This is a genomic window from Mesorhizobium sp. WSM4307, assembly GCF_007003945.1.
Lineage (GTDB): Bacteria > Pseudomonadota > Alphaproteobacteria > Rhizobiales > Rhizobiaceae > Mesorhizobium.
The window spans coordinates 241218-260266 of record NZ_VFTB01000010.1 but is presented as its reverse complement, the minus strand read 5'-3'; the positions used below and the strand labels follow the sequence as shown (position 1 = coordinate 260266).

Sequence of the window (19049 nt, the reverse complement as noted above, 5' to 3'; positions counted from 1 at the left end):
TCGTACGCGCAGGAGCCGGAACGCAGATGCAGAATAGGATGGTGCGCGGCATCCTGAGCCTGTGCCTGGGCGTGCTGGTGTTCTCGCTGCAGGACCCGCTCGTCAAGGCCGTGTCGAGCGGCTATCCGGTGACCGAGGTGATGGCGATCCGGTCGATCGTCGCCCTGCCGATCCTGATCATTCTCGTCCATGCCGATGTCGGGCTGTCGGCAATCCTGTCGAAGCGGTTCGGCTTGCTGACAATCCGCGCCTTCATCCAGTTCACCTCCTACACGGTCTATTATCTGGCCATCGCCGCGCTGCCGCTGGCCGACGCGGTGGCGCTCTATTTCATGGCGCCGCTGTTCATCATGGCGCTGGCCGGACCCTATCTCGGCGAACGCGTCTCCTGGCGGACGCTGGCGACCGTGCTGATCGGCATGCTTGGCGTCATCGTGATGGTGCGCCCCGGCGCCGGCCTGTTCGACTGGGCGGCACTGCTGTCGCTCGGCTCGGCGGCGCTCTACGGCTTCTCGCAACTGATGGCGCGCAAGATCGGCGATACCGAATCGTCCACCGTCATGGCCTTCTACCAGAACGGCGCCTATCTCATCGGCGCCGCCGTGGTTGCCGGCACGTTCCATCTCGCCGGCATAAGTCACGCCGTCCACCCCAGCGTCGAATTCCTGGTGCGGCCCTGGATATGGCCGACGCTGCCGGATTTCCTCAAGATGGCCGCCTGCGGTTTCGTCGCCTCCGCCGGCATGATCCTTCTGTCGCAGGGCTACAGGCTGGCGCCGGCCAACCGGGTAGCCACCTTCGAATACACCGGCATTCTGTGGTCGCCGCTCTGGGGTTTCCTGTTCTTCGCCGAGGTGCCGCGGTCGACGACCGTGATCGGCGCGGCGCTGATCATCGGCGCCGGCCTGCTCGCGCTCAACACTGGGCGGCGCAATAGCGCGGCGCCCGTGCTTGCCGCCGCCGATCCGGTCTGATCAGGCGAAGCAGATCAGCGCGCGCTCGACGCGCGAACGGATTTCGGCCAGCGTGAACGGCTTCTGCACGACATCGAGGATGATGCCGTTCAACTCCTCGGCGCGCTCGCGCTGGTCGGCATAGCCGGTCATCAGCATGATCTTCATCGCCGGAAAAAGGGCGGCCGCGGCGATCGCCATCTCGATGCCGTCCATCTCGGGCATGCGGATGTCGGAGACGACGAGATCATAGCCACCATGGGCGGCGCGTATCAGCGCCAGGCCTTGAGCGCCGTCGGCGGCGATATCGATTGCGTGGCCTGCGCGTTCAAGCGCGCGGGCAGCGAGGGTGCGGACGGACTCATCGTCCTCGACGATCAAAAGCTTTGCCATGGCCGGCAATTTGGCCGCGAAAAGTTGACTTTTCCTGAAAGGACCCAGCCTGAGACCGGGCTAATTTTTCCGGCGCCGTTAAGGCCTTTTTCAGAACTTGTCGGCGCAAGGCAGTGGCCTCACGCATCGCCTTTCACAACACCCACGAACGGCAATTCACGGAAGGCGTGCGCGACATCCATGCCGTAACCGACGACGAAATAATCGGGGCAGTCGAAGCCGACATAGTCGGCGACGAGCGCGGTCTGGCGGCGCATGCGCTTGTCGAGCAGCACAGCGATGGAACAGCTTTTCGCGCCGCGCGACAGCATCAGGTCGCGGGTGAAGGTCAGTGTCTTGCCCGATTCCAGAATGTCGTCGATCAGCAGCACGTCGCGGCCGGCGACCTCATTGTCGATGTCGCGCAGCACCCTCACCTCGCCACTGGTGGTGCCGGCGCCATAGCTGGAAATGAAGATGAACTCGACCTCCGGCGACAGGCCGACATCGTGCATGGCGCGGATCAGGTCGGCGGCGAAGATGAACGAGCCCTTCAGCACCGAAATCACCAGGAGATCATGATAGTCGTGCCCGGCGATCTCCTTGGCGAGCTCGAGATTGCGCCGCGCGATCGCCGACGCCGAAAACAGGACTTCGATGTCCTTGTCGCGTACGATTGGCATTTTTCGCCCCTCAAGTTTTTTGCCCAAACGCCTTCACACCGAGCGTGTGTTGAGATTCAGGTCAGGCCGAGTCGAAAACGGTGGTTTCCGAGAACCGGAGCGGAGCGTACTTAAGTACGTGAGCACCGGAAGCGCAGGGAACCGCCGTTTGCAGGCCGGCCTCACCTGAATATCGACACACGCTATTCAGCGAAAGTAACCAAAACGGTCCTTACGCCGTTCTTAGGCACGTCGAGCCGACTGGCAAAGCCGAATCTTTCGCCCGATGCCAGCGAATGGCCGGATGTCCCCAACGTATAGCGGGTTACGCGCCCATCATTGCCGGTCACGCGGATTTCGAGCGACGGCATTGTCGCGGGCCCCGCCCCGTCATTGGCGGCCTCGCCATCGACGAACAGCACCGGATTGGCGCCCGAGGCGTCGACACGCGAGGTGACGCCTGAAATGGTCAGCGCCGAGGCTTGCGCGCCGGTCAGGAACGGCGCCTGGCGCACCAGCGCATGTCCGCCGGAGACCCAGAAAGCGGCCAAGGCGGCACCGACGCCGGCGATCCAGAAGATCGGCCCGCCGCGCGCGGCCGGCGGCCGTTCCGCCGGCGCTTCCGGCTTGCGCAGCATGTCCATGCCCTCGATGGACGGCGTGACAATCAGGCGCGGCGGTGAAACGCTTTCCACGGCGGGGACAAAGCGCGGCATCACTTCATAGTCGGCATCGACGATATCAGCCGCCGGGCCGCGCACGATCCGCTCCGCCGCGACGATTGCCGGGGGATCGGTCATGATTTCGCCGGAAACCGGGCGCGCGGTTCGTTCGTCAGCCATCATGGCCCCGTTATTGCGCGTGTTCGCTTTTCGTTTCTTTTGCCTAAACAAAAATGGTTAACGCTTCCCCACCGGAGCCCTCGTGACGCGCCGAAACAAGCCAGAAATTAACCGCCGGTTAACCATGCCGGCCGATGGTCTTTTCGCAGAACAGGCAGGCTCAGCACTGCCAGGAATTTCAGGTCGTCGAAATTGATTCGCTTCGAAAATGTCGGCCTCCGCTATGGCATGGGTCCGGAAATCCTCCGCGACATCTCCCTGCACATCCCGGAGCGCTCCTTCCAGTTCCTGAGCGGACCCTCGGGCGCCGGCAAGACGACGTTGCTGCGGCTTCTGTTCATGTCGCTGAAGCCGACGCGCGGGCTGATCACCATTTTCGGCAAGGACCGTTCGCGCATTTCGCGCACCGAACTGCCGCATCTGCGGCGCCGCATCGGCGTGGTGTTCCAGGATTTTCGCCTGCTCGACCACATGACCACCTATGAGAATGTCGCGCTGCCGCTGCGCGTGCGCGGGCGCGAGGAAGCAAGCTACCGCACCGATGTCACGGAGCTGCTGAAATGGGTGGGGCTGGGCGAGCGCATGCATGTGCTGCCGCCGGTCCTGTCGGGCGGCGAGAAGCAGCGCGCCGCCATCGCGCGCGCCCTGATCGAGCAGCCCGAGATCCTGCTCGCGGACGAACCGACCGGCAACGTCGATCCGCCGCTGGCGCGGCGGCTGCTGCGGCTCTTCATCGAGCTCAATCGTCTCGGCACCGCCGTGGTGATCGCCACCCATGACCTTGGCCTGATGGAACAGGTCGATGCACGCCGCATGATCCTGGCCGGCGGAAGGCTGGACATCTATGACTGATCTGTCCGCCGAACACCTCGAAGAGCATGAGCAGGAAGCCGAGGCGGCTGAAGCAAGACCGCGCGCCCAGCGCCGAATGGCGCCGATCGTCCCGGCGCAGAACATCGCCGGCCGGGCGCTCGTCCTGGTCATCGCCATCATGACCTTCCTGTCCTGCCTGACCTTCGGCGCGGTGACGCTGGTGCGCGACACCGCCTCGGTCTGGGAGAACCAGATCTCGCGCGAGGCGACGATCCAGATCAAGCCGGCCGACGGCCTCGACATGGAGGCCGCCCTTGCCCAGGCCTCGCAGATCGCCGGCGAATTCCCCGGCGTGAAGTCGACAAGGATCATCGACCGCGATGCGACCGCCAGGCTGCTGGAGCCATGGCTTGGTTCGGGCCTCAACATCGACGAGCTGCCGGTGCCGCGCCTGATCATCGTCACCATCGATGAGAACAACCCGCCCGACTTCGCCGCCATGCGCGCCGCCATCACGCCGAAACTGCCGAGCGCGTCGCTCGACGATCACCGCACCTGGGTCGACCGGCTGGTGGCCATGGCCCGCACCACGGTGACCATCGGCATTGCCGTGCTGGCGCTGATGCTGTCGGCGACGGTGCTGACCGTGGTGTTCGCGACCCGCGGCGCCATGGCCGGCAATGGCCACATCATCGAGGTGCTGCATTTCGTCGGCGCCGAGGCCGCCTTCATCGCGCGCGAATTCCGCCGGCATTTCCTGGTCACCGGCATGAAGGGCGCGGCCGCCGGAGGTGCTGCGGCGGTGCTGGTTTTCATCGTCTTTTCCTGGTGGTCGTCACGCAATATGGCGACGCCGCAGGCCGACCAGGCGACTGCCCTGTTCGGCAATTTCGCCATTGGGTCGGCGGGCTATCTCGGCGTCGTCCTCATGGTGCTGGTGATCGGCGCGCTGACGGCGGCAACCTCGCATGCCACCGTCGTCGCCTATCTCAGCGACATCGATGTTCGCCAACCGGACGCATGAAAGGCAACTTGCTCTGGCGGAAATCGAAGCAGGATGATCACGGATGGAGAAACGACGTAACGCAAAGTGCGTCTTTTACCTACCCAAGGCCGCATTTCAGGATTAACCATATGGCCATGGACGTGCGGGATTCGACCGGGACGGTTGGACAGATGCCAGTGGTGGTTGCGCGTCTGCGCGACCATAGCGGGATTAGCCGTTTAAAGACCGCAGTGCGGATATCCGCGCTCTCCCTCCTCATTTTCGCAACGCTGTTTGCCGGCGGCTTCGGCTGGTTCGCCAACAAGGTCGCCCATCTCACCACGCCAGCCAATCCGGCCAAGGCCGATGCCATCATCGTGCTGACCGGCGGCCAGTCGCGCCTTGACGCGGCGATGGATCTGCTGGCATCCGGCAAGGGCGAGCGGCTGTTGATCAGCGGCGTGCATCCGTCCGCCAGCCGGCGCCAGCTCCAGGCAGCCACCGGCGGCGACAAGAACCTGTTTTCCTGCTGCGTCGACATCGACCGTGCCGCGTTGGATACGATCGGCAATGCCGAGGAAAGCGCCAAATGGGTCGAGAGCCACGCCTATGGCACGGTGATCCTGGTCACCAACAATTACCACATGCCGCGCAGCCTGCTGGAAATGGGCCGCCTGCTGCATGGCGCCAAGCTGGAACCCTATCCAGTGGTCAATTCCAATCTCGACAATGGCGGCTGGCTGACCAAGCCGCGGGCGTTGCGCGTGCTGTTCACCGAATACACCAAATACCTGCTGGCGCTGGCGCGCGGCATCGTGCCGGTGAAACCGACCCCGGACGGCATTGCGCTGGCCGAGACCGCGGCCGGCGGCTGAGCCCCCGGCGTTCCATCATCATTCCTTGTCTGTCCCCTTCGACACGGCCTTCAGGCGGCTGACCTCCTGCTCGAGCTGTTGAATGCGCCTGTCCCGCTCGCCAAGCGCTGCCGCCACATCAGCCGCTTCGAAGCGCTGCGGGATGTGTTGCGGGCAATTGGCATCCCAGGCCGAGACGGTGAACAGGATGATCTGCTCGGGACGTGCCTTGTAATCCTGCGGCATCAGCCTCGCCATCAGCTCGGCATCGTTCTCGACGACGCGCGCCGTGCCCCAGATCTTGATGCGCTGGCGCAGCATGTAATCGATCAGGAACAGGAAGGCGCGTGGATTGTCCGCCAGATTGCCTTGTGTGATGAACTGCCTGTTGCCGGAAAAATCCGCGAAGCCGATCGTCTTTTCGTCCAGCACCTTGAGAAAGCCGGCCGGGCCGCCGCGATGCTGGATGTAGGGCTGGCCATCGCCATTGGCCGTCGACAGGAAGACGCTGGTCTGCATCTCGATGAAGGCGGCAAGGTCCGGCGTGATGACAGCCTGCCAGCCACCACGCTCCTCGACGCGGGCGTAGGACTGGCGCGAACCCTTGCGCGCCTGGATCGCCTTGACGGTCGGCGTGAAGGCGACATCGCTGGTGAAAGCATGCGCGTCCATCGAAACCTCCTTGCCTGAAACCGGCTTCCAGCCGACGCAATTCCGGACGGAAAACCGCTTCACACTTTTCCTGGAACTGCTCTAAAGCCCGAGCGCCGACAAAGTCGGATGGTCGTCCGGGCGACGCCCCAACGGCCAATGATACTTGCGATCAGCCTCGCTGATCGCCAGGTCGTTGATGCTGGCGATGCGCAGACGCATCAGCCCGTGCTCGTCGAACTCCCAGTTCTCATTGCCATAGCTGCGGAACCAGGAGCCGTTGTCGTCGTGCCATTCATAGGCGAAGCGCACGGCGATGCGGTTGCCGTGGAAGGCCCAGATCTCCTTGATCAGCCGGTAGTCGAGTTCGCGGCTCCATTTGCGCGTCAGGAAAGCCTGGATGGCATCGCGGCCCTGCAGGAATTCGGCGCGGTTGCGCCAGCGGCTGTCGATCGTATAGGCGAGCGCCACTCGTGCCGGATCGCGCGAATTCCACGCATCCTCGGCCATGCGGGCCTTTTGCGCGGCGGTCTCGGCGTTGAACGGCGGAAGGGGTGGGCGACTTTCAGACATGAGAACTCCATGGCGCGGCTCTGCTGCGAACTGACATATAGCCCCTTCCATTCCTGAAATGGAGATGGCATATTTGCAACCGTTCCTTCCATTTTCTGGAAGAAGTTGTGGATCGTCTCGAAGCCATGTCGCTCTTCGTCGCGGCGGTGGAGGCCGGCAGCCTTTCCGCCGCGGCCTGCCGTTTCGGCATTCCCCTGGCGACCGTCAGCGGCAAGGTTTCCGATCTTGAGCGCCATCTCAACACCCGGCTCCTGAACCGTTCGACGCGCCGGCTGACGCCGACCGATGCCGGCGAAGCCTATCTTGCGGCCTGCCGCCGCATCCTTGATGACGTTGGCGAGGCTGAACGCGGCGCGGCCGGCGAGTACAGCGCTCCGACCGGTGAACTGGCCATCACCGCGCCGGTCGTGTTTGGCCGTCTCCATGTGTTGCCGGTGGTCACCGGCTTTCTCTCGGCCTATCCCGACGTGGATATCCGCCTGACCCTGGCGGACCGCATAACCCAGCTGGTCGAGGACCATTTCGACCTCGCGCTGCGCATCGGCCAGTTGCCGGATTCGAGCCTGGTCGCCATTGGCGTCGGCGCGATCCGCCGCGTCGTCTGCGCCAGCCCGGCCTATCTGGCCGAACACGGCACGCCCACGATCCCGGAAGATCTAGGCACCCACAGTTGCATCACCTTCGAGGGACTTTCCTCCGCCGCCCGTTGGACCTTCACCAGAGGCAAGACGGGCGTCACGGTCCAGGTCCGCTCGCGCCTTCAGGTCAACACCGCCGAGGCGGCGATCGATGCCGCGATTGCCGGCGTCGGGCCGACGAAAGTGCTTTCCTATCAGGTCGATGCCGCCGTGCGGTCCGGCAAGCTGCGCATCCTGCTGCAAGAGTTCGAGCCGGACCCGTGGCCGGTGAGCCTGGTGCATGCGGGCCACGGCCTGCTGCCGGTCAAGCTGCGCGCCTTCCTCGACTTTGCCGCACCGCGTCTGAAGGAGCGGCTGGCGCGATTGGAGTAGCGTGCCTGCGCTGGCGTGATCCATGCTTCAGCATCGGCCGGGACACTGCTGCGCCATTTCCTTTTTCCCCGCGCTTGGTGTAACCAACGCACACTTCCTCACCGGACCTCCCCCATGCTCCATGTCAGATCGCTGGCGTTCAATTTCGTCTTCTACGTCAATCTGATCGTCCAGATGATCCTCTGGACCCCCTATTATTTCCTGTCGCCCCGCCACCGTGCCTGGTTCGTGCCGAAATTCTGGTCGCGCAGCTGCATGTGGCTCTACGACAAGATCGCCGGAACGAAGAACGACATCACCGGGCAGGAAAACCTGCCCGAAGGCTCCTTCATCCTGGCGCCCAAGCACCAGTCGTTCTGGGATGCGATCGCCTTCTTCCCTTTCCTCCAGGACCCGCTCTACATCCTCAAGCGCGAGCTGACCTGGATCCCGTTCTTCGGCTGGTACATCATGAAGATGCGCATGATCCCGGTCGACCGCGGCAGCCGCTCCAAGGCCCTGAAGGCAGTGGTCGCGGCGACCAAGCAAGAGATGGCGCGCAACCCGCGCCAGTTGATCATCTATCCCGAGGGCACGCGCCGGGCGCCGGGCGACGAGCCGGCCTACAAATACGGCATCGTCGAAATCTACACGCAGCTTGGTGTTCCCGTGGTGCCGGTTGCCCATGTCGCCGGCCTCTATTGGCCGCGCCGCAAATTCCTGCGTTATCCCGGCACCATCAAGGCGCGTTTTCTGCCGCCGATCCCACCGGGCCTCGGCAAGGACGAGTTCATGGCGCGGCTGATCGGCGAGACGGAAGCGGCTTGCGACCAGCTCCTCATCGAGGCATCGCGCGCCCCCAACCCGCCCGCCTTCCCGCCGACGGCGTTGAAGCGGCTGCGGGAGCTCGGCGCGAAGGCCTGAACGCCTCCAGCCAGGCGATCAGCCGTAGACGGCCAGCAGCGTGGTCAGCACCAGCGTCGCGGCAAAGATCAGATTGATGATCCGCGAAGCGATAGGCCTGCGCAGGAAGCGCGCGAACGCCGCACCGGCAAGCAGCCACACGGCATGGATGACAACGATCATCGCCGCCAGAACCGCCAGCTTCAGCCATAGGCCGAGTTCCGCGCCGTCCTGGCTCGACGAGGCGCCGGCGAACACGGCGGCGATCGCCACATAGGCTTTCGGGTTGGCGACAGCCAGCAGGAACCCGGCCAGCCAGGTCGGGCGCGCAGCGTCGGCCGTGCGCGCCGCCAGCGGCGGCGCCGTGGCGATCCTGAAGGCGAGATAGAGGATATAGGCTGCCGAGGCGACAACCAGCACCGGCGCCAGCTTCGGCATCGAGCCAAGCACCGCCATGATCCCGGTCGCCACGACCAGCAGCACGACGACCGTGCCGAGAACAATCCCCAAGGTGTAGCGCACAGAATCGCGCAGACCGAAGGCGGCGCCAACAGCGGTGACGCTTATCGTTGCCGGCCCTGGACTGCCCATGACCACCGTGGCGGCCAGCACCAGGGCAAGCAGAGGCCGCCAAAGCTGCGGCTGCGAAAGAAGCGGCTCGGTCATCGCACCCTCCGTCTTGCCAATGGCGAAGGACGCTATGGCAAGACGGGAGCGTGGTCTTGGACGTTCGTGCGTGGGGCGGCCGAAGCCTCAGTCGCTCGCTTTGTCGAGCTCGGCCATGTCGTCGGCGGTCAATTTCAACGACGCCGCCTTGATCAGGCTGTCCATCTGGCTGGGCTTGGTGGCGCTGGCGATCGGTGCCGTGACACCTGGCCGCGCGATCGCCCAGGCAAGAGCGACTTCCGCCTGTTTCGCCGAATGCTTGGCGGATATGGCATCCAGAGCGGCCAGAATGCGCATGCCGCGCGCATTGAGATAACTGCCGACGTCCTCGCCGCGCTCGCTTTGGCCGAGATCGGCCTGGCTGCGGTATTTGCCGCTCAGGAAACCCTTGGCCAGGCTGAAATAGGTGATGACGCCGATATCCTCGGCCACGCACAGATCGCGCAACGGCCCATCGAAGGAGGAGCGGTCGTAGAGATTGTATTCCGGCTGCAGCACCTCATAGCGCGGCAAGCTGCGCAGGCTCGCCACGTCGAGCGCGGCGCGCAATTGGCCGGCGTCGAGGTTCGAGCAGCCGATATGGCGGACCTTGCCCTTGGCAAGCAGCTTCTCATAGGCGCCAAGCGTCTCCTCATAGGGCGTGGCCGGGTCCGGCCAGTGCGACAGATAGAGGTCGATGACATCGGTCCGCAGTCGCTTCAGCGAGGCCTCGACGGCCTTTTCGATATAGGCGGCGGAGAGGTCCTTGTGCCCCTGCCCCATATCCGAGCCGACCTTGGTGATCACCATGACCTTGTCCCGGTTGCCACGGTCCTTCATCCAGTTGCCGATGATGGTTTCCGATTCGCCGCCCTTGTTGCCGGGCACCCAGCGTGAATAGGCGTCGGCCGTATCGATGGCGTTCAGTCCGCCCGCGACGAAGCGGTCGAGCAGGTCGAAGGAGGTTTTCTCGTCGGCGGTCCAGCCGAAGACGTTGCCGCCCAGAACCAGCGGCGCGATGGAAAGGTCGGTGCGACCGAGACGGCGTTTCTGCAAGATGGTTCTCCGTGATGATTGGGTTGGGGCGCATGCCGCCCGCTGGCTGGGTTCGGAGCCTAAGCTAGGTCGTCCCGCGTCGAGGTCAAAGGCCTGACCGCTTATTTGAGCAGAGCCAGTGCTTCACGATGGCGCTATCCCCCGTGCCACATCCTCCAGCCAGTGGTCGCGGATACCCAGTGCCTCCAGATGCTTCAGCGTGCTGAGCACATAATCCTCGTTGTTGCCGGATTGGCCGGCGGCGCCGCGCACCACCGCCGCCGCATGCGCGGCATCCAGCGCGCCGGCATATTGCTCATGCTTGCGGTCGACGATGTAGGCGACCGCTTCGACCGTGCCGCCGCCGTCGAGGCGGACCTTGAGCGTGCGCTCGAGATAGACTGATGTGACGAGTTCGCGCTCACGTAGATAGGCGATCACCTCGTCGCGCAATTCTCCAGGCACGCGGAAAGCCAGGCCGACGCAGGAGCCGCCATGGTCGAGGCCAAGCACCAGCCCGGGCCGCTCACGCGTGCCACGGTGCACGAAGGAATAGACACACAGCGAGCGGCGATAGCCGTGCAAATGGGCGCGCCGCGTCTCGACATGTGCGAAACCCGGCCGCCAGATCAGCGAACCGTAGCCAAACACCCAAAAATCGCCCATATCGCCGTGCCTGATTGCAAAAAGAATGGCCACACCGCACCGGAATCCGGTGTTTTTCCGTCCGTCCCCGGCTACCTATTCGTCAATGTCTACCAGGTGTTGTCGGAATCGAAGGTCCGTCCACCAACACCGTGGGTTAATGAGAGCCAAAGCATGACGTCAAGTGACGAACGCCAACCAAAGTCCCGCCGCGGCCTGTTCTGGCTTGTGGCGTTCATCGTTGTGCTGTTCGCCATCTACAGCGGCGGCTGGTTCTACCTGGCCAAAAGGGTCAGGACCGAGGCCGACAAGGCGGTCGCCACGCTCAACAAGAGCGGCATCGAAGCCGGCTGCGCCAATCTCCAGGTCAGCGGCTATCCCCTGAGCTTTACCGTCTCTTGCGACAATCTGGCGTATGAGGACGATGCCAAGAACATCGCGGCCTCGGCCGGCTCCTTCAATGCCGTCGCCCAGATCATCCAGCCCTTGTCGCCGGTCGCCGATCTGCGCGGTCCGCTCAGGACCTCCGTCCCCGGCATGGTGCCGCTGTGGATCGACTGGGACAATCTGCAGGCCAAGGTCAAACTGTCATGGCCGCTGCCGCAGCGCATCGCGCTGCAGGCGGAAGGCCTGTCGGGCCAGACCGACCCGGCCGACGACACCGATCCGGTGGAACTGTTCAGCGCCGGCAGGGCGGCCGGCCAGCTGCAACCGAACGGTCAGGACGTCGATTATGTCGGCAGCTTCACCGATCTGGAGATCGACCCGGATGCAATCGGCGGCCGCGTGCTGCCGGCGCTCGATGCCAGCGGCGACGCCACGCTGAAGGATGGTGTCGCGCTGATCGGAACGCAGGTGAAGAGCCTTCGCGGCCAAAGGGTCGAGATCCGCGACCTCGATTTGTCGTCAGGCACGGCGCGGGTCACCGTTTCCGGGCCGCTGTCGGTCGACGCCGAAGGCCTGGTCGACGCCGATCTGATGATCAGGATCAAGGATCCGAAGGCCGTGGCGGCCATTCTGGCCGGCGCCATACCCGAGCAGAAGAATGCGATCGAACAGGGTTTTGCCGCGCTTGCCATGCTCGGCAGCGAACCGTCGATGCCGCTGAAAGTGGTCAAGGGCAAGGCCTCGCTCGGCTTCATCCCGCTCGGCAAGATCAAGCCGGTGCAATAGCGCGCCATGCCGGGACCCGCGAGGCTCCTCAGTGTCGGCGCGCTGACGCTGGACACCATCCTGCGTGTCGAGACGCTGCCCGCGCATCAGGGAAAGTTCATCGCCGCCGATGGCGTGCAGATCGCCTCGGGCATGGCCACCAGCGCTGCCTGCGCCGCGCATCGGCTGGGCGCCGAGGTGTCGCTGTGGGCGAGCGCCGGCGACGATCCGGTCGGCGATCAGCTGATCGCCGGGATCGAGGCCGAGGGTGTCGACTGCAGCTATGTCCGCCGCGTCAGCGGCGCCCGCTCGGCATTAGCCTCGATCCTGGTCGACGCGCATGGCGAGCGCATCATCGTGCCTTTCTATGACAGCCTGGCCCAGGCCGACCCCGGGGCATTGCCTTTCGCGGACATCACGGCATTCGATGCCGTGCTGGTGGACGTGCGGTGGCCGGGTGCAGCGACACTTGCCCTCGAGGCGGCGCGCGCGGCCGGCCGGCCGGCAATCCTCGATGCCGATACGGCGCCGCTGGCGGTGCTGGAGCAGTTGTTGCCGCTGGCTTCGCACATCGTCGCGTCGGAGCCCGCGGTGGGCATCATATGCGGCCAGGCGCTGGATCTGGCGAGCGCTTGCACCGAAATGGCTTCCCACACCGATGCGTTCGTCGCCGTCACCGGCGGCGCGGCAGGCACCTGGTGGTTCGATCGCGCGTCGGGATCATCCCGCCATGTCGCGGCGCCAAGGATCAAGGCGATCGACACGCTCGCCGCCGGAGACGTCTTTCACGGCGCCTTTGCTGTCGGACTGGCGGAGGCCATGCCGGTCGAGCAGGCCTTGCGCTTTGCAAGTGCCGCCGCCGCGCTCAAATGCCTGCGCTTTGGCGGCAGGCTCGGCGCGCCGGACCGGGCCGAGACGCTGGCCATGGTCATGGCGACCTGGCCCGAAACAGCCTAGTTCTTCGACGGATGCTCCACCGCCTGGCGGCCGAAATCGGGCACGTCGATATCCTGGCCGGCCTCGATGATCGAGCGGCGCACGGCGCGGGTGCGGGTGAACAGATCGAACAATTTGTCGCCATCGCCCCAGCGGATCGCCCGCTGCAGGAATGCCAGATCTTCCGAGAACCGCGCCAGCATTTCCAGGATCGCATCCTTGTTGTGCAGGCAGACGTCCCGCCACATGGTCGGGTCGGAGGCGGCCAGACGGGTGAAGTCGCGAAAGCCGGAGGCCGAATATTTGATGACTTCCGTCTTGGTTACCGATTCCAGATCGTCGGCGGTGCCGACGATGTTGTAGGCGATGATGTGCGGCAGATGCGAGACGATGGCGAGCGTCATGTCGTGATGCTGGGGATCCATCGTGTCGATGTTGGCGCCGCAACGGCGCCAGAATTCCGACAGCCTCTCGAGCGCGTCCGGATCGGTGCCCGGCAGCGGCGTGAAGATGCACCAGCGATTGTCGAACAGATCGGCGAAACCGGCATCCGGTCCGGATTTTTCCGTGCCCGCCAGCGGATGGCCGGGAATGAAATGAACGCCATCAGGCACATGCGACTGCATCTGCGCGATGACCGAGGCCTTGGTCGAGCCGACATCGGTGAGGATGGCGCCCTTCTTCAGCGCCGGCGCGATCTCCTCAGCCACCGCGCCGGACGAGCCGACCGGCACCGAGACGATGACCAGGTCGGCATCGCGGACCGCTTCCTTCGCATCCGTCGTGTAGGAATCGCCCAGTCCAAGTTCCTCCGCCCGCTTCAGCGTCGCGGCGCTGCGGGTCGAGATGGCAACGCGGCCGGCAAGGCCCTCGCGTCGGATGACGCGGGCCAGCGACGAGCCGATCAGGCCGATGCCGACCAGCGCGATCTTTTCAAACATCGGTGATGTCATGGTGTTCCTGCTTTTCGGGCGTTCTAGCTTTTCAGGAATGTCGTGAGCGCGGCGACAACGCCGCGATTGGCCTCTTCCGTGCCAACGGTCATGCGCAGCGCGTTGGGGAAGCCGTAGCCGGAAACGCGCCGCAATATATACCCACGCGCGGTCAGATAGTCGTCCGCCGCGGCCGCCGAATGCTTCTGATCGTGGGGAAAGTGAATGAGCAGGAAATTGCCGACGCTGGGCGTCACCCGCAGCCCGAGCCCGGTCATCTCCTGGCTCAGCCAGGTCAGCCAGGTCTCGTTATGCGCCACGCTGCGCTCGACATGGGCGCGGTCGCGGATTGCCGCGATGCCGGCCTCGATCGCCGTCGCATTGACGTTGAAGGGACCGCGGACGCGATTGATGGCGTCGACGATGTGCATGGGCGCATACATCCAGCCGATCCGCGCGCCACCGAGGCCGATCTTGGAGAAGGTGCGGGTCATGACCACATTCTCGGTGCTGCCGACCAGTTCGATGCCGGCTTCATAGTCATTGCGGCGGACATATTCGGCATAGGCCGCGTCGAGCACCAGCAGCACATGTTTTGGCAGGCCGGCATGCAGGCGGCGCACCTCCTGGAACGGCACATAGGTGCCGGTCGGATTGTTGGGATTGGCGAGAAACACGATCTTGGTTCGCGGCGTGACGGCCGCCAGTATCGCATCGATGTCGGCGCGCTCGTCGGTCTCCTTGACCGCGATCGGCGCAGCCCCGGCCGACTGGATGTAGATCTTGTAGACCATGAAGGCGTGTTCGGTGAAAATCGCCTCGTCGCCGGGCGCCAGATAGGTCTGCGCCAGCAGGCCGAGGATCTCGTCGGAGCCGTTGGAGCAGATGATGTTCTGCGCGTTGAGGCCATGCACTTCCGCGATCGCCTCGCGCAGCCGTCTGGCGGTGCCGTCGGGATAGATGTCGAGCCTGGCGGCGACTTCACGCGCGGCCTCGATCGCCTTCGGTGACGGGCCAAGCGGGTTCTCGTTGGACGACAGCTTGTAGACCTTGGCGACACCGGCGGGTGCGGCGCTCTTGCCCGGCACATAGGCGTCAATGTCCATGATGCCCGCGCGCGGGGTTGGACGTGCCTGATCCGGTGTCTGGTTCATTTTTGCAAAATCCGTCGAAAATGCCTCGCTCCGGAGGCCGCAGCGGAAATACAAGCCGTGGCCGATAATGTCGAGGGGTGGCAGTGGTGCCAGCAGCGGCCCAGATGTCGGCTCGGATGTCGGCATTGACGGCAGGGCGGGCGAGTTCTAGAAGGGCAGCAACAGTTCCGTGGTGATTTGGCCGGTCGGCTTGCAGCCACGTTAAACAATTCGCTAAAGGGCCGTTTGCGTGACGTAACCGGCTTTGCGAATGGCAATGCCGGTTTTTTATTGTCCGCGACCGGCCGGACGGACGCATCGGCGGCGATTTTTCGCCCGATATGATGCAGCGAGTGAGACAAGAATGGCCGCTCTGCGCGCAGGAAAGACCAACAACGAGGCCGACCAGCCGTCGAGCCCAGTGTTGCGCTTCGGGGCGGACAAGCCGCTCAAGCTCGACGCCGGCACGCTTCTGTCGCCGTTCCAGATCGCCTACCAGACCTACGGCACGCTGAACGATGCCCGCTCCAATGCCATCCTCGTCTGCCATGCGCTGACCGGCGACCAGCATGTCGCCAGCACCAATCCGGTGACCGCCAAGCCGGGCTGGTGGGAAGTGCTGATCGGCCCCGGCAGGATCATCGACACCAACCGTTTCTTCGTCATCTGCTCCAACGTCATCGGCGGCTGCCTGGGCTCCACCGGGCCAGCTTCCACCAACCCCGCCACCGGCAAGCCCTATGGGCTTGACCTGCCCGTCATCACTATCCGCGACATGGTGCGGGCGCAGCAGATGCTGATCGACCATTTCGGCATCGAGAAACTGTTCTGCGTGCTCGGCGGCTCGATGGGCGGCATGCAGGTGCTGGAATGGGCGTCGAGCTATCCCGAGCGCGTCTTTTCGGCGCTGCCGATCGCCACCGGCGCGCGCCATTCCTCACAGAACATTGCCTTCCACGAGGTCGGCCGGCAGGCCGTCATGGCCGATCCGGACTGGCATGGCGGCAAATATTTCGAACACGGCAAGCGCCCGGAAAAAGGCCTGGCGGTGGCGCGCATGGCCGCCCACATCACCTATCTCTCCGAAGCCGCCCTGCATCGAAAATTCGGCCGCAACTTGCAGGACCGCGAAGCGCTGACGTTCGGCTTCGACGCCGATTTTCAGATCGAAAGCTATCTGCGCCACCAGGGCATGACTTTCGTCGACCGCTTCGACGCCAATTCCTATCTCTACATGACGCGGTCGATGGACTATTTCGACCTCGCCGCCGATCATGGCGGGCGGCTGGCGGATGCCTTTGCCGGCACCAAGACCCGCTTCTGCCTGGTGTCATTCACATCGGACTGGCTGTTTCCGACCGAAGAAAGCCGCTCGATCGTGCACGCGCTCAACGCCGCCGGCGCGTCCGTGTCCTTCGTCGAGATCGAGACCGACCGTGGCCACGATGCCTTCCTGCTCGACGAGCCGGAACTGTTCGCCGCCATCAACGGCTTCATCGGCTCCGCGGCGCGGGCGAGAGGGCTAAGCGCATGACCCCGGAAAGTTGCAGACTTTCGGGATCGGGATCATGCGCCGCAAAGGAGACGACATCATGAGCGTCAACGGCAGCCAGCGCGTCGACCTCGAGGTCGTCGCCAATCTGATCCCACCGCAGTCCCGCGTGCTCGATGTTGGTTCGGGCGACGGCTCGCTGCTTGAATTGCTGCAGGACACCAAGCAGGTCGACGGCCGCGGACTGGAACTGTCGCAGCGCGGCGTCAACGAATGCGTGGCGCGCGGCCTCTCCGTCATCCAGGGCGATGCCGACAAGGATCTCGAATTCTATCCCGACAAGGGCTTTGACTTCGTCGTCCTGTCGCAGACCTTGCAGGCGACGCGCAACCCGAAGCTGGTGCTCGACGAGTTGCTCCGCATCGGCAACCGGGCGATCGTCTCCTTCCCCAATTTCGGCCATTGGCGGGTACGTCTGTCGCTGTTCGTCAAGGGCCGCATGCCGGTGACGCAGGACCTGCCCTATTCCTGGTACGACACCCCCAATATCCACTTCTGCACCATCCGCGACTTCGTCAACCTGTGCGAGGAGCTTGGCGCGACGGTGGAAAAGGCGACCGCGCTCGACGCCGCCGGCCAGAAGATCGGCCTGTCCATGCCCTGGTGGTTCTGGAACTTCTTTGGCCAGCAGGCGGTGTTTCTGCTGAAACGGAGCTGACGTTACGGCGCGTATTCGACCAGCTGGTGGTTCTCGTCCGCAAGCTCCTCATCGATGATTGAAGCAATCGTTGCCCAATCGCCTCCCGCCAGACCCGCGCCAATCCTGGGATAGCCGATCCTCCGGCCGGCGAATCCAGCCTTGACCGCCTTCATGACACTGCGGATGGCGCCATAGTCAGCCTTCACGCCCTGGCCCTGCCAATGGAACTGGGTGTAGCCATTGATGACGTGGAAATTTCGATCTTCGCGCCGGATCTCGGCAACCGAGATAGTACCCAGCTTGGAGCGGTCGCCTTTCACGGTCGCGATATCCGCGGCGTAGGCCTCTGGAAACCGCTGCTTGATGGAAAGGGCAATGCCCTTGCCCATCTGGCATTGGCAATTGCAGCCATGCAGGATCGCGTCGAACTCTCCGTCGAGCGCAAGTTGCAACAGATCGCCACGAATCGTCCGCATGGGCAGTTCCATCAGCCAAGCACATCGGTAGCCTTGTGCGGATGCTCGACGCCGTCAACGATGATTACGTCGGAGTCCGAATTATCGGTGCGCAGTGAAAGGATCGCCTGATAGGCGGGCGAAGCATACCACTCGCGCACATGCTGGCGGTCAGGAAATTCGATGACGATGAGGTTGCCCGGCCAGTCGTTCTCGATCACCTCCACATCGCCGCCATGGACCAGGAAACGGCCGCCGAAAGGCTCCAGCGTGGCATCGATCCTGTGCAGATACTCGACGATCTGCGGACCCATCGTGACTTGGCGCATATGGGCGATGGCGTAAGCGGTCATGACGTAACTCCCTTTGCATCGAGACCGACCAACCGGCCTCGCCAGGGCAATCTGCCGGAACACCTGACACAAAGCGATTACGCCCGAGGTAATGGAATCGGCGCCTTCGACGGCCGGCGACAGGCGCTCTTGCGCATTTTCACCGGTCGAGTTCCGGAAAATACGGATCCGAAAGGAACCGCCTGTCGCGTTCGCCTTGCAGGCAGTCGATCGGCGCGTCCGCGTCGACGGGGATGATCCTGGCCTTGTCCTGAATACCGCTCACTTCGAGGATCAGCTTGCGCCGGATGGCTGTGGAAAATTCGGCAGCCGAGTAGATGGGCAGCACGAAAGAGCCGGGTCCGCCGGTCACGCACTGCGCATAGTACTGGTCGAGATGCTTGAAGGTGGGCGATGGATTGATCAGGATCGGCAGGCCGTTGATGACGATGCCTTTTGCGGTTGCCGCATCGCGCGTCGCGGTGACCGGCGGCCCGATATTGTTGGGGCCATCGCCCGATATATCGATGACGCTGCGCTCACTGGCGAAATTCGTCCTGCCGAACAGCCCCGTGCCGAAGGCAATTGCCGTGGAAATCGAGGTGCCGCGAAAACTCCGGAACGGGCGCGCCGCCACCTTGTCGGCAAAGCTGTTGGCGCTTTGCGCGCCATCAATGATCTGCCAGTCGATGACCGCGTCGTCGCGCACCGTGCCGGCCCATTCGAAATAGGCAATCGCGATGCGGCCGGTATTGCCGGACCGGACGGCCTGGATGAAGTCGGGATGGCGAAGCGCCTCGACATAGCCGGCGCGTTGCAGGGCGAATTCCTTCTCGTCCATCGACAGGGATATATCGACCGCCAACACCAATTCGACGTCGACAGCCAACGCACCCGATGGCGAGGCAACGGGCGTTGGCTGGACACAGGCAAGACAGGCAAGCAGGCGCAGAGCATCAAGCATCGCCACCGCCAAGTTTTGTTTCTCGGGGAAA

At 64.0% G+C, this 19049-nt stretch carries 23 protein-coding genes and 1 riboswitch; of the genes, 10 read left to right on the top strand and 13 right to left on the bottom strand.

The genetic code is table 11. From position 1 onward, the window contains the following. The first annotated feature begins 26 nt into the window (after positions 1-26). Positions 27-974: a DMT family transporter gene (locus FJV83_RS25070; protein WP_142885624.1), complete on the top strand. Its 948-nt coding sequence runs from the start codon at positions 27-29 to the stop codon at positions 972-974. Here the strand turns inward: FJV83_RS25070 and FJV83_RS25065 are convergent, their stop codons facing one another. From FJV83_RS25065 to FJV83_RS25055, 3 genes are all read right to left on the bottom strand, one after another. Continuing rightward, the gene (locus tag FJV83_RS25065) at positions 975-1346 is read right to left on the bottom strand and encodes a response regulator (RefSeq protein ID WP_010911735.1); all 372 of its coding nucleotides are present in this window, start codon (positions 1344-1346) and stop codon (positions 975-977) included. Between the two features lie 119 nt (positions 1347-1465). Continuing rightward, positions 1466-2008, bottom strand: a complete 543-nt coding sequence (hpt, locus tag FJV83_RS25060) for a hypoxanthine phosphoribosyltransferase (RefSeq protein WP_010911737.1) — start codon at positions 2006-2008, stop codon at positions 1466-1468. A 182-nt stretch (positions 2009-2190) separates the two neighbouring features. Then, positions 2191-2832: a hypothetical protein gene (locus FJV83_RS25055; protein WP_142885625.1), complete on the bottom strand. Its 642-nt coding sequence runs from the start codon at positions 2830-2832 to the stop codon at positions 2191-2193. Between the two features lie 189 nt (positions 2833-3021). Here FJV83_RS25055 and ftsE point away from each other — a divergent pair, with 189 nt between their 5' ends. From ftsE to FJV83_RS25040, 3 genes are all read left to right on the top strand, one after another. Beyond that, complete coding sequence (gene ftsE / locus FJV83_RS25050; protein WP_010911739.1) at positions 3022-3681, top strand: cell division ATP-binding protein FtsE; 660 nt, start codon at positions 3022-3024, stop codon at positions 3679-3681. Beyond that, positions 3674-4666 carry an ABC transporter permease gene (locus FJV83_RS25045; RefSeq protein WP_142885626.1) on the top strand — a complete coding sequence of 331 codons (993 nt, stop codon included), beginning with the start codon at positions 3674-3676 and terminating at the stop codon, positions 4664-4666. The genes ftsE and FJV83_RS25045 overlap by 8 nt, the downstream gene beginning before the upstream one ends. Before the next feature lie 110 nt (positions 4667-4776). Next, positions 4777-5502, top strand: coding sequence for a YdcF family protein (locus tag FJV83_RS25040; protein WP_095772263.1), 726 nt, complete (start codon positions 4777-4779; stop codon positions 5500-5502). 18 nt (positions 5503-5520) lie between these two features. On the opposite strand, the gene FJV83_RS25035 is transcribed toward FJV83_RS25040, so the two are convergent. Both FJV83_RS25035 and FJV83_RS25030 read right to left on the bottom strand, forming a co-directional pair. Further along, the gene (locus FJV83_RS25035; protein ID WP_142876503.1) at positions 5521-6153 is read right to left on the bottom strand and encodes a pyridoxamine 5'-phosphate oxidase family protein; all 633 of its coding nucleotides are present in this window, start codon (positions 6151-6153) and stop codon (positions 5521-5523) included. A gap of 81 nt (positions 6154-6234) precedes the next feature. Continuing rightward, the gene (locus FJV83_RS25030; protein ID WP_142885627.1) at positions 6235-6705 is read right to left on the bottom strand and encodes a DUF1348 family protein; all 471 of its coding nucleotides are present in this window, start codon (positions 6703-6705) and stop codon (positions 6235-6237) included. Positions 6706-6812: 107 nt separating this feature from the next. Between FJV83_RS25030 and FJV83_RS25025 the strand changes: the two genes are divergently transcribed. After that, positions 6813-7715, top strand: coding sequence for a LysR family transcriptional regulator (locus FJV83_RS25025; protein ID WP_142885628.1), 903 nt, complete (start codon positions 6813-6815; stop codon positions 7713-7715). Positions 7716-7829: 114 nt separating this feature from the next. Further along, entirely contained in the window at positions 7830-8618 is a 789-nt protein-coding gene (locus FJV83_RS25020; RefSeq protein WP_095772260.1) for a 1-acyl-sn-glycerol-3-phosphate acyltransferase, read from the top strand. A gap of 18 nt (positions 8619-8636) precedes the next feature. On the opposite strand, the gene FJV83_RS25015 is transcribed toward FJV83_RS25020, so the two are convergent. From FJV83_RS25015 to FJV83_RS25005, 3 genes are all read right to left on the bottom strand, one after another. After that, the gene (locus FJV83_RS25015) at positions 8637-9263 is read right to left on the bottom strand and encodes a LysE family translocator (RefSeq protein ID WP_142885629.1); all 627 of its coding nucleotides are present in this window, start codon (positions 9261-9263) and stop codon (positions 8637-8639) included. 87 nt (positions 9264-9350) lie between these two features. Next, on the bottom strand, positions 9351-10298 hold the full coding sequence (locus FJV83_RS25010) for an aldo/keto reductase (protein WP_142885630.1): 948 nt from the start codon (positions 10296-10298) through the stop codon (positions 9351-9353). Between the two features lie 123 nt (positions 10299-10421). After that, the gene (locus tag FJV83_RS25005) at positions 10422-10943 is read right to left on the bottom strand and encodes a gamma-glutamylcyclotransferase (RefSeq protein ID WP_095793221.1); all 522 of its coding nucleotides are present in this window, start codon (positions 10941-10943) and stop codon (positions 10422-10424) included. Positions 10944-11096: 153 nt separating this feature from the next. Here FJV83_RS25005 and FJV83_RS25000 point away from each other — a divergent pair, with 153 nt between their 5' ends. Then, positions 11097-12095 carry a DUF2125 domain-containing protein gene (locus FJV83_RS25000; RefSeq protein ID WP_142885631.1) on the top strand — a complete coding sequence of 333 codons (999 nt, stop codon included), beginning with the start codon at positions 11097-11099 and terminating at the stop codon, positions 12093-12095. A gap of 6 nt (positions 12096-12101) precedes the next feature. Then, positions 12102-13031, top strand: a complete 930-nt coding sequence (locus tag FJV83_RS24995) for a sugar kinase (protein ID WP_142885632.1) — start codon at positions 12102-12104, stop codon at positions 13029-13031. Here FJV83_RS24995 and FJV83_RS24990 read toward each other — a convergent pair. Both FJV83_RS24990 and hisC read right to left on the bottom strand, forming a co-directional pair. After that, complete coding sequence (locus tag FJV83_RS24990; protein WP_185973357.1) at positions 13028-13963, bottom strand: prephenate/arogenate dehydrogenase family protein; 936 nt, start codon at positions 13961-13963, stop codon at positions 13028-13030. The two genes, FJV83_RS24995 and FJV83_RS24990, sit on opposite strands and share 4 nt — an antisense overlap. A 23-nt stretch (positions 13964-13986) precedes the next feature. Next, entirely contained in the window at positions 13987-15096 is a 1110-nt protein-coding gene (gene hisC / locus FJV83_RS24985; RefSeq protein WP_142885633.1) for a histidinol-phosphate transaminase, read from the bottom strand. Between the two features lie 159 nt (positions 15097-15255). Beyond that, positions 15256-15333: riboswitch (SAM riboswitch) on the top strand. Between the two features lie 106 nt (positions 15334-15439). Between hisC and FJV83_RS24980 the strand changes: the two genes are divergently transcribed. Next, positions 15440-16609: a homoserine O-acetyltransferase gene (locus FJV83_RS24980; protein WP_142885634.1), complete on the top strand. Its 1170-nt coding sequence runs from the start codon at positions 15440-15442 to the stop codon at positions 16607-16609. A 58-nt stretch (positions 16610-16667) separates the two neighbouring features. Beyond that, the gene (gene metW / locus FJV83_RS24975) at positions 16668-17285 is read left to right on the top strand and encodes a methionine biosynthesis protein MetW (RefSeq protein WP_095793280.1); all 618 of its coding nucleotides are present in this window, start codon (positions 16668-16670) and stop codon (positions 17283-17285) included. Between the two features lie 2 nt (positions 17286-17287). Here the strand turns inward: metW and FJV83_RS24970 are convergent, their stop codons facing one another. The 3 genes from FJV83_RS24970 to FJV83_RS24960 form a co-directional block, all read right to left on the bottom strand. Beyond that, positions 17288-17743: a macro domain-containing protein gene (locus tag FJV83_RS24970; protein ID WP_179301119.1), complete on the bottom strand. Its 456-nt coding sequence runs from the start codon at positions 17741-17743 to the stop codon at positions 17288-17290. A gap of 11 nt (positions 17744-17754) precedes the next feature. Continuing rightward, on the bottom strand, positions 17755-18075 hold the full coding sequence (locus FJV83_RS24965; RefSeq protein ID WP_095793217.1) for a DUF1330 domain-containing protein: 321 nt from the start codon (positions 18073-18075) through the stop codon (positions 17755-17757). A 139-nt stretch (positions 18076-18214) separates the two neighbouring features. Further along, the gene (locus tag FJV83_RS24960; RefSeq protein WP_095793216.1) at positions 18215-19018 is read right to left on the bottom strand and encodes a DUF1194 domain-containing protein; all 804 of its coding nucleotides are present in this window, start codon (positions 19016-19018) and stop codon (positions 18215-18217) included. Between the last annotated feature and the right edge of the window lie 31 nt (positions 19019-19049).